This is a genomic window from Methylophilus medardicus, from assembly GCF_006363955.1.
GTDB classification, from domain to species: domain Bacteria; phylum Pseudomonadota; class Gammaproteobacteria; order Burkholderiales; family Methylophilaceae; genus Methylophilus; species Methylophilus medardensis.
Genome location: NZ_CP040948.1, coordinates 2,210,485 through 2,223,904 on the forward strand (window position 1 = coordinate 2,210,485; position 13,420 = coordinate 2,223,904).

Here is a 13,420-nt window from a genome sequence, read left to right on the forward strand (position 1 = left end):
GGCTCCGCTTTTTTGTATTAGCCTTTCAGGCTCTTGCTGACAATTTCAAACACATCCCCTGACAGATTTGGGGTGGCTAAAATCGCCTCAAGCGCGGCTTGCATCTGTGCTTGCAAGGCTGGGGTATAGCGTTTCCATTCACGCAGTGGCGTCACCATGCGTGCAGCAATTTGCGGGTTAATGGTATTTAATTCAATAATCACATCGCGCAAAAAGGCATAGCCCTTGCCACTCGGGTCGTGAAACTTCACCGGGTTGTTAATTGCAAACGCGCTATACAAAGAACGGACACGGTTTGGATTTTTGATATTGAAATCCGCATGGTTGCGCAGCATCGCCAAGTCTTCAAAAATCTGCTCGCGATTGGCAATCGCTTGCAGCGAAAACCATTTATCCACGACCAGCGGATAGTTTTTAAAACGTGCATAAAAATCAGCGAATACTTCCGCACGTTGTGGCTGATCGCTATCTGCCAGACACGCCAAAGCAGTCACGCGGTCTGTCATGTTATCAGCCGCATCATAGTGCGCTTTTGAACGTGCAGCACAGCCGGTACCATTGGTAACGGTCAGAATTTCCAGCACTGCATGCTGCAAGGCACGGCGGCCCATGGCTTCAGGCGTCATCGAAAACTCGCCGCTATTGCGATTTAAATCATAGAGCGCAGCCAATGCCTCTTTGTGCGTGCGCTTGATTTGGATGAGGATGGCCGTCCGCGCAGCGTCGATCGCCGCCGGGTCAATCACCGCCTGGTGCTGGGCAATCACGCCAAGCAGAGGCAAACTCAATGCCCGCGCCAGTAAAGCCTTATCGCCTTGACCGCTTAAACCCTGTGCAATCAGTGTGCCGATATCGGCCACAAATTGCGTGATATCCGCTTCAGGCTGATCCATGACACGCTGAATGGTGCGCAATGCTAGGGTTTGCCCGGCCTCCCATTTATTAAAGCCATCGGTGTCATACACTTGCAACAGACGCAAGTCATCGTCACTCAAATCAGTTTCTAGTTTTACCGGCGCAGAAAAGCCGCGCAAAATAGAAGGCACAGGCCGGTCGGCCATATCCGCGAAAGTGAATGTTTGCTCACGTTCGGTGACTTCCAGCACGCGGGTAGGCAGCAGTTCTTGACCAAAAGCATCCAGCAGACCCACCGCAACCGGGATATGCAATGGCTGCTTGTTCGTTTGCTCCGGCGTATCCGGCTGAGACTGCTTAAAGGTCAGCGTATACCGTTGATGGCTGGCATCGTAGTGACTACTGACCTGCAGGCTAGGGGTACCCGCTTGCTTATACCAGCGGAAAAACTGCGATAGATCGCGGCCAGAAGCATCCGCCATACATTGCACAAAATCATCACAGGTCACCGCTTGGCCATCAAAGCGGTCAAAATACAAATCCGTGGCTTTGCGGAAAGTCTCGGCACCTAAAAGCGTGTGTTGCATGCGAATCAGCTCCGCGCCTTTGTCGTAGATCGTTTTGGTGTAAAAATTGCTGATCTCAATAAACTGGTCAGGCTGCACTGCGTGCGCCAGCGGGCTACCATCCTCAGAAAACTGCAAGCGACGCAAGGTGTTAACATCGTCAATCCGTAACACCGCGCGCGAGTTCATATCGGCACTAAACTCCTGATCACGGAACACGGTAAAACCTTCTTTGAGCGAAAGTTGAAACCAATCGCGACAAGTCACCCGGTTACCGGTCCAGTTGTGAAAGTATTCATGACCAATCACGCCTTCTACACTCATGAAGTCGCTATCGGTCGCCGTCTCCTGATGCGCCAACACCAGCGCCGTGTTAAACACATTGAGCGAAGTGTTTTCCATCGCCCCCATATTAAAGTCACTGACCGCAACGATATTAAACAGGTCGAGTTGATACTCGCGGCCATAGACCTCTTCGTCCCACTGCATCGACTTTTTCAGTGACGCCATGGCATGACTGCATTGGCCTTCATCGCCGGCGCGCACATAAATATGCAAATCTACTTTGCGCCCCGTCATTGTAGTAAATGTATCTGCCACCCGCTCCAAGTCGCCCGCTACCAACGCAAACAAATAACAAGGCTTGGGGAAAGGGTCATGCCAAACTCGAAAATGACGGCCGTCTGCCAGCATCCCCTCTTCCTGCAAATTACCATTCGAAAGCATCACCGGATACGCCAGCGCATCCGCCTCAATGCGAACAGTAAACACGCTCAATACATCCGGTCTATCTTGATAGTAAGTAATGCGTCTAAAGCCCTCGGCCTCGCACTGTGTGCAGTAGTTGCCTTGCGATTGATATAAGCCCTCCAGCGCCGTATTGGCTTCAGGGTGAATCTCGCTGACGATGGTTAAACTAAACGCATGTCCCGGATTCACAATAGTCATCTGCCCATCGGCGATGGTGTAATCCTCAAACGGCTGACCATTCAACGCGACAGAAATAACGGTTTGATCCTCACCATCCAACACCAAATCACTCGACACACCCGCTGGGTTTTTCACATAGTCAACGCTAGAGGTCACGATGGTTTTGCCCGGCAACAGGTTAAAACTCAAATTCACCTGTTTCGCCAGATAAGGGGCGGGGGTGTAGTCTTTGAGATAAATGGTTTTGGGTGCTACAGCGTTTTCGGTTCGCATGAGGATGACCTGAAATTGAAAGAGTTAATGAGGGATTATATTTGAGAGTGACGCAAAGAGAATTGGTTTAATTTGCTTAGCTACGGTTTTCCATGAAATCAATCTAGATGGATGCCATAGTTTTCTCACAAATCATGCTATTTAGGCATCAAGCTATCCAACACAAGCTTACCAATCCGTTGTGCACGATACGAACTGACCAGCCCTTCTCGATCGCTTGCATGGTGAGCGAAAAAACTACATTTCAACGCAATCATGACAGGCAATGCACTCTCAGAAGCCACTGATGCGCAAGGGGTCAGCTTGGTGTGCTATGGCCTGCGTTTTTTCCAGCCGTAAGGTTCACCGGAGGGAAGTTTGCCATTTTCCACGCCATCAACGCCAAATCCACCGACAATGCTATCTTCATTGATTGCAGTTGCAATCAAACGCACCAGTGGATTTTTGCGCAGCGTATGCGTGAACTTGAGTGACGCCACCACGTCATCAAAATCCTGATGTTTAATCTGACCTTCTTCGGTCCAATAAACGCGGTTAATCATATGGGCTCCATGTCAGTGGTCGTCAGGCTTGTGGCTGAAAATGCGAAAGCGGAATGGCGTGCATCAGCGTTGCCAATTGACCGTTTACGCTAGGCCATTCAGACAGCATCTTGAACGGTGATGCTGTTGCAGAGCGCGCCATTATTATTTAAACAAACTTTTTAAGGTGTTTTTTATAAACTGGTTTTTGTAATGCCTGTCGCGCCTGGATTTTTTCTCCTGACTGCGTTTTCCGTTGCGTTTATCAAACACAATCTCATCAATATTCGTCAAATCATCCAGTGATTGAATATCTTTGGGGGAGTTTCTTTTGGTCATGGGCATTGGGTAATTGCGCTATATGGACTCATGACCATGCCGCCCGGGTTTAAGTTTTATTCATCAGTGCTTGCCAAAGTAAATTTCGTTTATAGGTGGCCTTTTTCTTTGCTACGCCGGATGTTAGCGCGAATATGGTTGGGTTTATCACCAACCCATGCAACAAACTTGGCAATTTCAGGGTGGGCTTTCAGCGCCTCAACGGTTGAATAGTGCCGCGCCAACTGGGTTTCGGTAAACAAGGCATGAATCTGCCGATGGCAAAGCCGGTGCAGAATGACAGTTTCTACGCCGCCCCGGGATTTGGGTATCAGATGATGCGCATCCCGCTGCGCTTTTGGAACTGGCCGCATGCAGAGCGGACAAACCCTCTCCTCTGCAACTAAATTAGCGTGATATGACTCACTCATTGTTGCAATTTGCTTCTTTTTTACGCGTCCACTCATGATTTGTTTTATTTAGATGGTTTGTGTTATTAAATGCCACGATTCATCAATATTCAAAATTCATCGCCAAGCGCTAGCCCACCGATGGGCGATAAGCAAAGCGTGCACGATGGCCTCGTACGCCAGTCAAAGTTCATTGATTGCCTAGAGACACACACATGAAAACCAAAATCTGCCATACCTGTAGAAAAGAATTCAGCGTGCTATATCGTGTACAACTAAAAAAGGGAAAAGTTTGGGTGTTTGTGTGCGGAACATGCGCTTTGTTTGCACAAAAGCTACCGGCGTATCGATACGGCGGGACTTGGAAGGGATAATTAGAAAAGGGGGTGGGTTCGCTGACGCCACAATCACCCGCTCAAATAAGGCACTTGATCAATCTGTCTCAACCAGTACCGCTTTACTTGAGCGCCGTTGATTGAGCGTTGGTTTATTTTAGCAACCGAGCTAAGCCTTTTTCACAAACTCCGACTTCAACTTCATCGCGCCAAAGCCTTCGATTTTACAGTCGATATCATGGTCACCCTCCACCAGGCGGATGTTTTTCACTTTAGTGCCGACTTTGACGACTGACGAAGAGCCTTTAACTTTAAGGTCTTTGATCACGGTGATGGTGTCACCATCTTGTAGCACATTGCCGTTGGCATCACGCACCACTTTCGTTTCATCAGACTCAGTTGCGGCTAGTTTGCTCCACTCGTGAGCGCATTCGGGGCAGACGTAGTTGTCACCGTCCTCGTAAGTATATTCAGATTGGCATTTGGGGCAGGCGGGTAATGACATAAGGACTTTCTTGGGACACACAATAAAACCATATATTTTACAGGGTTATTATTGAATAGCGTGTTGAATCCTCTATTTTGTCTAGATTGGCTGAAACTAAATGACGAAAAAAAACCGCCAAGCGAAAAGGCGGGTTTTTGTTGCGATCTGCACGGTGCGTCGCATAGACTTTTTTAAAACCGTTTGGGCTTAGGCAGCGCTGCTTTTGCTTCCGCCAAGCGCATTTGCTTTTTGGCTTCATCATCGCGCACGGCATCAATCACGCGCACCACGCTTTTTAAATCTACCGGCTTGTTATCTTGTTTGAATTGGCCGGTGAGTACTGTTTCAGGCGTCAGCGCGCCATGTGCATATAGTGCCCAAATCTCTTTACCGTATTGCGTGCTCAATAGCTCAGGGGCAAACTGACCGAAAAAATCGGCCAAATTGCGCACATCACGCTCGAGCATGCTCATGGCATGGTTGTTTCCTGCCGCGTCGACCGCTTGGGGTAAGTCGATGATGATGGGGCCATGGGCACTGAGCAAAATATTGAATTCAGACAAATCGCCATGAACGATACCAGCGCAAAGCATACGCACCACCTCTTTGAGGAGGGATTGATGATGCTGGCGAGCCTCTTCTGCCGTGAATACCACATCATTGAGTCTAGGCGCAGCGTTGCCGGCGGCATCGGTGACTAAATCCATGATTAATACACCCTCATAAAATTGATAGGGTGTTGGCACGCTCACGCCAGCTGCAGCAAGCCGATATAAGGCATCTACTTCTGCGCTTTGCCATGCCTCTTCTTGCGCTTGTTTACCGTACTTAGAGCCTTTCGCCATGGCGCGGGCTTGGCGGCTGCTTTTGACTTTTCGGCCTTCGGTGTAATCGACACTTTGACGAAAGCTGCGTTTATTGGCTTCTTTATACACTTTGGCACAGCGTATTTCTTCGCCGCAACGCACGACATAAACGGTGGCCTCTTTGCCGCTCATTAACTGGCGGATGACTTCATCGACAATGCCATCTTCAATCAGCGGCGCTAATCTGGTAGGGGTTTTCATAATGCGGATTAAACTTAAATGTGTTCAGACTATCATTAAATGCAAAAAAACGGGGCAAGTCTTGTCGCTTACCCGTACTTTTGAATGCATTATGCGCAAGATTGCAGTCATCTCTCGTTTCATACGCGCGAAGCGGGCAGTTCATTTATGCTGGCGCACGTATGGGAATGCGCGGATTAGATACATTTAAGTAAATACTATACCCGGTGTTTATCAAAGCAAGCTAGAATGGAACTGAATACACCACATAAGGAGTTCGCATGTGGCTATGCACTGAATGTGACATCACGTTTAATGTCAGTATCCCAACCCCATTTATCCTAATGTTGCGCCCGCGTAGCGGCGAACAGCAATGGGTAGCGCGGCAATCTTATACGCTAAGCCCTAGCGTGCCTGTGTTTGAGTATACCGACACTTATGGCAACCTTTGCCAGCGTCTGGTCGCGCCTGTGGGCAAGTTTTGTATCAGCACTTCGGCAGATATTTTAACAGCCGATGGGATTGATACCGCACCCGGTGCGCCTTTTGACGATGTGCAATATCTGCCAGACGATGTGCTCACTTATCTATTGCCTTCGCGCTATTGCGAATCGGACAAGTTACTTGATTTGGGCCAGCAGATCGTGACCAATGTGAGGCCTGGCTATGACCAAGTGACGGCCATTGAGCAATGGATTCGGGAAAATATCAGCTACAACACCAACTCCACGCACTTTCAGCTCTCTGCTGTTGAGGTCAACCAAGAGCGCGAAGGCGTGTGCCGGGAACTGGCGCACTTGGGCATCGCTTTGTGTCGGGGCTTATGTATTCCTGCCCGGATGGTCGTGGGATTTTTACATGAACTACAACCAATGGACTTCCATGCTTGGTTTGAGGCTTATGTGAATGGCAGATGGTATACCTTTGACCCGACTCAACCTTTTCCTCGTGGCGGGCGAGTGACCGTCGCCTATGGGCACGATGCCGCCGATGTGGCCATTTTTAATCAGTTTGGTCCGGCATTGCATCCTGAAGAGATGCGTGTCCGCGTGACCCAACTCCCAGGCGCTCCTGGTTAACCGGGCGTGATGCAGACACCATGAAGCGTATTAAAATCAAACATCTGACGGAGTATGCTTTCTCATCCCCGGTGACGCTGCAACAACATTGCTTGCTGATACGGCCGCGTGAAGGCCACGATTTACGTATCGAATCCTCTCTCCTGAACATCTCACCCGCTTATGAGATCCGCTGGTCGCGGGATGTGTTTGATAACTCGTTGGCGATGGTCAACTTTTTGCAGACAAGTGACAGGCTGACCATCGCCAGCGAAGTGGTGATTCAACATTATGCAGAGGCGCCACTGGATTTCTGGATGGATGCCTATGCGGTCAATTATCCGTTTAGTTATGCGCAAGCCGAATGGGCTGACCTGGCCGCTTTTCAGCGCCCGGTTTTTGCACAGGACGAAACTCAGGTGCATCAATGGCTGCAGCAACTTGGTTTACTCAATGGCCAGCACAATACGTTTGCGTTGCTAACGACCTTGAATCAGGCCATTTATACCCAATTCCGTTATCAGGCACGTGAAGCAGCAGGCGTACAATCTCCCGCTACCACCCTGCAGTATGGCAGCGGTTCCTGCCGTGATTATGCCACGCTGTTTATTGAGGCTTGCCGCAATCTAGGGCTTGCCAGCCGCTTTGTCAGTGGTTATCTACATGCGCCGGCCACCGAGGTAGGCAATGCGACCACTCACGCCTGGGCTGAAGTGTATTTGCCGGGCACCGGCTGGAAAGGCTTTGACCCAACGTCGGGACAAGTCACGGGGACGCATCATATCGCCGTGGCGGTCGCTCGCGATCCAGAAGCGGTTCCTCCGGTTGCTGGCAGTTTTATCGGGCCCAATGTGGCGCCTATATTGCAGGTCAATGTGCAGGTGAATTTACTCTGATCAAAGACGCGTGCTTGCCGACTTGCTCTCAACCCGCTGCAATGACCAAGTCCTGATGGCCTCAAGGGGCATAAAAAAACCGCCCCACAAGGAGGCGGTTTTTATTTCGATCAATCTGTCTTTAATTACAGAACAGATTTAACAGTAGCTACAACGTTCTCTACCGTGAAACCGAAGTGCTTCATCAGTGCGCCGCCAGGAGCAGACTCACCGAAGGTGTCGATACCGACCACAGCACCCTCTAAACCAACATACTTACGCCAGAAATCTGGGTGAGCAGCTTCAACAGCCACGCGAACAACGCCTGGAGTCAATACGCTGTCTTTGTAAGCTTTGTCTTGACGGTCAAATACGTTAGTGGATGGCATTGAAACCACGCGCACTTTAGTACCAGCAGCGGTTAACTCAGCAGCGGCTTTCACTGCCAAATCTAATTCTGAACCGTTAGCGATGATGATCACATCTGCTTTACCAGCCGCGTCGGAGAACACATAACCACCTTTACGGATGGCTTCGAGTTGTGACGCTTCGTGTTTGATACCAGCCAAATTCTGACGGCTCAATACCAAGCTGGTTGGGCCTTCTGCACGCTCAACAGCAGCAACCCATGCAACCGTTGTTTCAGTCGCTGAACCTGGACGCCATACATCCATACGTGGGATGTAACGCAAGCCAGAAGTGTTTTCAACGGGCTGGTGCGTTGGACCATCTTCACCTTGACCGATAGAGTCATGGGTCAGCACGTAAACCACACGTTGATGCATCAACGCTGACATACGCATGCCGTTTTTCATGTAATCAGAGAACATGTGGAAAGTACCGCCGAATGGCAACAAGCCACCGTGCAATGCCACACCGTTCATGATCGCAGCCATACCGAATTCACGTACACCGTAAGAGATGTAGTTACCTGGTTTTTTCGCATCTACGTGCACGAAGCTACCAGTTGAAGTCAGGTTAGAACCAGTCAAATCAGCTGAACCGCCTAAGAACTCAGGCAATAATGGCGCCAAAGCACCAATCGCGTTTTGTGACGCTTTACGGGAAGCATTGCCTTCCGCTTTTTCGTTCACTGCAGCGATGATCTTGTCTGTTTCTGCTTTCCAGTTTGCTGGCAAGTCACCGGCCATACGGCGTTTGAACTCAGCAGCTTCTGCTGGGAATGCTTTTTCGTAAGCCGCAAACTTGTCGTTCCAAGCAGCTTCACGTGCAGCGCCTTTGGCTTTTTGATCCCAACCTTCGTAAACGTCAGCAGGAATCACGAATGGCTCATGTGGCCAGCCGATTTCAGCACGGGTAGCAGCCACTTCGGCGTCACCTAATGCAGAACCGTGACAGTCGTGTGAACCAGATTTGTTTGGTGAGCCTTTACCGATGATGGTTTTGCAGCAGATCAGTGATGGTTTATCAGTCACAGATTTCGCTTCGTCTACAGCTTTTTGGATCGCCGCTTGGTCATGGCCATCGACAGAAACAACGTGCCAGCCATATGCCTTGAAACGGCCTGCGGTGTCGTCTGTGTACCAACCTTCGATGTGACCGTCGATCGAGATACCGTTGTCATCCCAGAAAGCGACCAACTTGCCTAAGCCCCAAGTACCAGCCAGTGCACATGCTTCGTGAGAAACGCCTTCCATCATGCAACCGTCGCCCAAGAACACGTATGTGTAGTGGTCAACAATGTCGTGGCCTGGCTTGTTAAACTGGTTGGCCAACAATTTTTCAGCCATCGCGAAACCAACGCCGTTCGCAATCCCTTGACCCAATGGGCCAGTCGTGGTTTCAACGCCTGGTGCGTAGCTATACTCAGGGTGACCAGCACACTTGGAGTGCAATTGACGGAACGTTTTGATGTCATCGATAGACACATCGTAACCGGTCAGGTGCAGCAAGGAGTAAATCAGCATAGAGCCATGGCCGTTTGACAACACGAAGCGGTCACGGTTAGCCCATTGTGGGTTAGTTGGGTTGTGGCTCAGATTGTGGTTCCACAATACTTCAGCAATTTCAGCCATGCCCATAGGTGCGCCTGGGTGACCGGAGTTTGCTTTTTGTACAGCGTCCATGCTCAGAGCACGGATGGCGTTGCACAAGTCGACACGAGTTGCCATTGTTTTCTCCCTAGAGTGAAAGTGAGCGGTCTTACACAAAATGCTGCAAAACCTTGATTGAATTCTTTAAAAAGGCCAGAAAAGCCGCCTTTTACGGAAAGGCTAGATTATTCACTAGAACCCGGTTTTCTTCAAGCGTTAATCACCTTTTTCTGGTTGTGGGCTTGCGATAAAAAGGCCAGTCTGCAAGGTTCATGGGTAGCTTTCGGTCCAGGTTTCCCCTACCATGTGAAACACATTGATTGTAAAGGAATCCAGATGTCTGACGAACGAATTATCATGCGCGTGGGTGAAGCCTTGGTCGCAGGCGGCCCGCCGGGCACCGCAGCTGAACCAGAAGTGGCGATTGGCGAAATGAACGGCCCGATGGGAACGGCATTTGCCAACTTACTCGGCGACCAAGTGAAAGGGCATACCCGCGTTCTCGCGATTATGAACACCGACATCATGGTGCGCCCTGCCACCCTAATGGTGAGCAAAGTCACGGTTAAAGATCCTCGTTATACCAATATTTTGATGGGCACGGTACAAGGCGCGATTGCCAATGGCGTACTGGATGCGGTGCGCAGTGGTGACATCCCCAAGGAAAAAGCCAATGACTTAGGCATTATCGTCTCGGTATGGCTCAGCCCGGCAATTCTTGAACAAGAGAAAATCGACCACAAAGCGCTGTTTGACATCCACCGAGAGGCCACTTTTAAAGCGATTCAAAAAGCTTTGCGAAATGAACCGAGCATTGATTGGTTACTTGAAAATCAAGAAAAAATCGTACACAAATACTACCAAATGGGCTTAGACGGCAAGCTTTAAGCCACAAAAGCGCACAAAAAAAGGATGCCTTGGCATCCTTTTTTATTTAAACCTAATCATCGTTTTAATGCAGCGATGACTGCTTCAATCGCTTTGCAATTGCCGCGGGCATCGTCAAATGTCAGCAACGGGGCTTTGCCGTAAAGCACGCAATCGCTAAAGTGCTCGATTTCGAGGTTGAAGTGGTTGGCTGTTGGCAACACAATGGTCTCGGACTGACCAGCGGCCTCCCAGCTAATGACCGGGGCATCCCCGGGATAGGCCCACATGTTGTGGCATTTGATCCAGCCTTTGTCGCCGATGATTTCATATTCGGCCTTCCGGCCGCGCTCAAAGCTAACATCAAAGTGACCGAATCGGGCGCGGCCTTGTGCATCTGCGCCAAAGTCGAACACGCCGCTGGCCACCACATCGGCACCATGGCTGTTGAGTTTGCCGTAAGCAACGACGTGCTCTGGCTCAGCAGGCACATTATCTTTGCCAAAACACCAGCGCAAGGCATGGATGGCGTAAGGGCCGATATCCCACATGGCACCGCCGCCATGGGCCATATCACGACTGATGCGATACATGCGCGCGGGGGCCATTAAGAAGGAAAAACTGGCGCGACAAGACAGCACGTCACCTATGAGGCCAGAGGCGATGAGTTCAGCCACTTTGGCATGCTGTGGATGAAAACGGTACATAAAGCCTTCCATCACCGTCACCCCTTTGGTTTTTGCCGCAGACTCAATGGTGTCGATGTCCGCCAAATGCGTCGTCATTGGCTTTTCGATGAGCACATGCTTACCGGCCTGAATCGCTTTCAATGCCCACTCGGCATGCTCCTCGTTGGCCATCGGACAATACACTGCTTCCACCTGTTCATCTGCAATCAATGCCTCTAAATCATCATAACAAGTCACGCCATTGTAGCCAGGGGCGTATTTATCGAGGGTGGATTGTGCCGCGCCTGCACGGCGACTGGCGATCGCTACCAGCTGCGCATTATTGGCCGCGATGATGGCCGGAAGTAAGCGCTCATTGACACGGGCCGCCCCTAAAATTCCCCACTTCAGCCTTTGTTTGCTCATCTTTCCATCCCATCCATTAAACGAGCTTTATTATACCCCGCACCCATACAAAAAAAGGCTGGATATCCAGCCTTTCAATCACACCACCAATAAAGCATCAAACCGACAACTGGCGGCGTCGCAACAGCGCACCCAACACCGGCAAGCCCATCGCAAACAGCCAAATGGCGGCTGGGGCCGGGACAGGACTAATCGCACTAGGGGCAATCCCGTTGACGCTGACGCTGAAGTTATCCACGGCAACTTTTGCGTTAAAGCCATCACAAGATACATAACATAGGTTGTAAGCTACATAACCAACGCCAAAACGCAACATTCCGCTGGTGAAATCAGGTCGGTCAGTGCTAAAAATCCCCTGACTAGCAAAGTCAGCATTTAAACTCTGCCAGTCGTTGCTTGCCACAGTATTAAAACCAAAGTTTTGCCAGTTGCTATTCGTGACAGAGGTTAAATTGTCCCACAAATGATAGATGCGACCGTTTTGTTCGATTGCCGCGGTTAAAAAACCCGCACTGTTGTTTGAGTAGCTTGACTCCAGCGTCTTTGCGTCAAAACGGATATCGAGGCTGGTCAGCACACCGTCAGTGGCGGGGTTCCAAGAGGCGAATTGATAGATCATAGCGATTGTGACACCGGGCGTGTATCTCTTACCGTCGGATGCAATTGGACTATCGTAGTCTGATTTTGACACGCCCATTTGCAAGTGACTACCAGGATTTCCCCCGCTGGCAACCACCGTTTTGAGCTCTGTGGATGCATTGGTATTATTGACTGTAATGGCATGCCAATCGATGTCTGTCATATCCCCCACGACCAGACTGGTCGCCTGGGCATTACCAGCTAGATGAAAAAAACAGAGTGCGAGCGTGGCCGCGGACTTTTGATGTTGAACAGCGTAACGAAGTAATCCAAGCATAGAATCAACCTTTCGATGAAGTGAACCTTGAAAAGAGCAAACACGATATCTAAAGGACTCTAGCGCATAAAGATCAACAAAAACACCCCGCAAACAGGGGGGGCTGACTGCATGGAAGTCGCCCGCCTCTGTATCCAATTGCCTTTCAAATCTTTGATGCGGACTAAATTAAACCCATTTTTTGCGCGCTGATGGCCGCCTCTGCCCGGGAGGAAACGTTCAATTTTCGATAGATTTCTTTCACATAGCCGGCAATGGTGTTGCGCTTGAGGCCAAGCATATTGGCAGTCTCGACCATGGTCATGCCTTTGGCAATGATAGACAGCACCTCTTTCTCACGCTCGGTGAGTAATGCTTGCGCGTGCAGCTCGGGCAAAGGCTCATGAAAATGGCGCAATAACTTTCTGGCAATGGCTGGCGACAAAGGAGGTTGCCCGGTGACGATGCCGTTGAGCGCCTGCACGATCGCCGCCTGTGGCTGATCTTTGAGTAAATAGCCATGCGCACCGGCGCGTAATGCAGGAAAAATATGATTATCATCGTCAAAAATGCTGGCTACGACACAAATCGTGTGCAATGAGTGGCGATTGAACCACTCAATGACGCTGACACCGCTGCCGTCGGGCAAGCTCAGGTCAATCAGGGCGATGTCCTGCGCGGGCAGGGTAGGCAATAATGCCAGTGCTTGCTCAATCGTATTGGCTGATTGAATATGAATAGCAGGAAAGCTTTGGCGCAACACCTCTGACAGCCATACTTGCGACTCCGGGGTATCTTCAAGAATGAAAGCTGTTTTCATGGCAACGCTGACCAGT

The 13,420-nt window shown here is 50.1% G+C and carries 12 protein-coding genes; 3 read left to right on the plus strand and 9 right to left on the minus strand.

Features of this window, described 5'->3' with window-relative positions:
* Positions 1-17: 17 nt before the first annotated feature.
* From pepN to FIT99_RS10510, 5 genes are all read right to left on the minus strand, one after another.
* The gene (gene pepN, locus FIT99_RS10490; RefSeq protein ID WP_140004233.1) at positions 18-2,624 is read right to left on the minus strand and encodes an aminopeptidase N; all 2,607 of its coding nucleotides are present in this window, start codon (positions 2,622-2,624) and stop codon (positions 18-20) included.
* Positions 2,625-2,935: 311 nt separating this feature from the next.
* Positions 2,936-3,166, minus strand: a complete 231-nt coding sequence (locus FIT99_RS10495) for a hypothetical protein (RefSeq protein WP_140004234.1) — start codon at positions 3,164-3,166, stop codon at positions 2,936-2,938.
* A 407-nt stretch (positions 3,167-3,573) separates the two neighbouring features.
* Positions 3,574-3,837, minus strand: a complete 264-nt coding sequence (locus FIT99_RS10500; RefSeq protein ID WP_223261190.1) for a hypothetical protein — start codon at positions 3,835-3,837, stop codon at positions 3,574-3,576.
* Between the two features lie 540 nt (positions 3,838-4,377).
* Positions 4,378-4,713 carry a zinc ribbon domain-containing protein YjdM gene (locus tag FIT99_RS10505; RefSeq protein WP_140004236.1) on the minus strand — a complete coding sequence of 112 codons (336 nt, stop codon included), beginning with the start codon at positions 4,711-4,713 and terminating at the stop codon, positions 4,378-4,380.
* Positions 4,714-4,886: 173 nt separating this feature from the next.
* Positions 4,887-5,762 carry a PA4780 family RIO1-like protein kinase gene (locus FIT99_RS10510; RefSeq protein ID WP_140004237.1) on the minus strand — a complete coding sequence of 292 codons (876 nt, stop codon included), beginning with the start codon at positions 5,760-5,762 and terminating at the stop codon, positions 4,887-4,889.
* Between the two features lie 260 nt (positions 5,763-6,022).
* Here FIT99_RS10510 and FIT99_RS10515 point away from each other — a divergent pair, with 260 nt between their 5' ends.
* Both FIT99_RS10515 and FIT99_RS10520 read left to right on the plus strand, forming a co-directional pair.
* A complete protein-coding gene (locus FIT99_RS10515) occupies positions 6,023-6,820 on the plus strand; it encodes a transglutaminase domain-containing protein (protein ID WP_140004238.1) in 798 nt (265 codons plus the stop codon).
* A gap of 20 nt (positions 6,821-6,840) precedes the next feature.
* The gene (locus tag FIT99_RS10520; RefSeq protein WP_140004239.1) at positions 6,841-7,695 is read left to right on the plus strand and encodes a transglutaminase family protein; all 855 of its coding nucleotides are present in this window, start codon (positions 6,841-6,843) and stop codon (positions 7,693-7,695) included.
* A gap of 125 nt (positions 7,696-7,820) precedes the next feature.
* On the opposite strand, the gene tkt is transcribed toward FIT99_RS10520, so the two are convergent.
* Positions 7,821-9,806, minus strand: a complete 1,986-nt coding sequence (gene tkt / locus FIT99_RS10525; protein WP_140004240.1) for a transketolase — start codon at positions 9,804-9,806, stop codon at positions 7,821-7,823.
* A gap of 258 nt (positions 9,807-10,064) precedes the next feature.
* On the opposite strand from tkt, the gene fae reads away from it, so the two are divergent.
* Positions 10,065-10,616, plus strand: coding sequence for a formaldehyde-activating enzyme (gene fae / locus FIT99_RS10530; protein ID WP_140004241.1), 552 nt, complete (start codon positions 10,065-10,067; stop codon positions 10,614-10,616).
* 56 nt (positions 10,617-10,672) lie between these two features.
* On the opposite strand, the gene FIT99_RS10535 is transcribed toward fae, so the two are convergent.
* From FIT99_RS10535 to FIT99_RS10545, 3 genes are all read right to left on the minus strand, one after another.
* On the minus strand, positions 10,673-11,689 hold the full coding sequence (locus tag FIT99_RS10535; RefSeq protein ID WP_140004242.1) for a Gfo/Idh/MocA family protein: 1,017 nt from the start codon (positions 11,687-11,689) through the stop codon (positions 10,673-10,675).
* 97 nt (positions 11,690-11,786) lie between these two features.
* Positions 11,787-12,605, minus strand: a complete 819-nt coding sequence (locus FIT99_RS10540; RefSeq protein ID WP_140004243.1) for a PEP-CTERM sorting domain-containing protein — start codon at positions 12,603-12,605, stop codon at positions 11,787-11,789.
* A 163-nt stretch (positions 12,606-12,768) separates the two neighbouring features.
* A complete protein-coding gene (locus tag FIT99_RS10545; protein WP_140004244.1) occupies positions 12,769-13,404 on the minus strand; it encodes a response regulator in 636 nt (211 codons plus the stop codon).
* Positions 13,405-13,420 lie beyond the last annotated feature (16 nt).

Excerpts from the sequence above, each read along its gene's own strand:
- pepN (WP_140004233.1), bottom strand. The coding sequence starts at position 2,624 with ATGCGAACCGAAAACGCTGTAGCACCCAAAACCATTTATCTCAAAGAC.
- FIT99_RS10495 (WP_140004234.1), bottom strand. The coding sequence starts at position 3,166 with ATGATTAACCGCGTTTATTGGACCGAAGAAGGTCAGATTAAACATCAG.
- FIT99_RS10500 (WP_223261190.1), bottom strand. The coding sequence starts at position 3,837 with ATGCGGCCAGTTCCAAAAGCGCAGCGGGATGCGCATCATCTGATACCC.
- FIT99_RS10505 (WP_140004236.1), bottom strand. The coding sequence starts at position 4,713 with ATGTCATTACCCGCCTGCCCCAAATGCCAATCTGAATATACTTACGAG.
- FIT99_RS10510 (WP_140004237.1), bottom strand. The coding sequence starts at position 5,762 with ATGAAAACCCCTACCAGATTAGCGCCGCTGATTGAAGATGGCATTGTC.
- FIT99_RS10515 (WP_140004238.1), top strand. The coding sequence starts at position 6,023 with ATGTGGCTATGCACTGAATGTGACATCACGTTTAATGTCAGTATCCCA.
- FIT99_RS10520 (WP_140004239.1), top strand. The coding sequence starts at position 6,841 with ATGAAGCGTATTAAAATCAAACATCTGACGGAGTATGCTTTCTCATCC.
- tkt (WP_140004240.1), bottom strand. The coding sequence starts at position 9,806 with ATGGCAACTCGTGTCGACTTGTGCAACGCCATCCGTGCTCTGAGCATG.
- fae (WP_140004241.1), top strand. The coding sequence starts at position 10,065 with ATGTCTGACGAACGAATTATCATGCGCGTGGGTGAAGCCTTGGTCGCA.
- FIT99_RS10535 (WP_140004242.1), bottom strand. The coding sequence starts at position 11,689 with ATGAGCAAACAAAGGCTGAAGTGGGGAATTTTAGGGGCGGCCCGTGTC.
- FIT99_RS10540 (WP_140004243.1), bottom strand. The coding sequence starts at position 12,605 with ATGCTTGGATTACTTCGTTACGCTGTTCAACATCAAAAGTCCGCGGCC.
- FIT99_RS10545 (WP_140004244.1), bottom strand. The coding sequence starts at position 13,404 with ATGAAAACAGCTTTCATTCTTGAAGATACCCCGGAGTCGCAAGTATGG.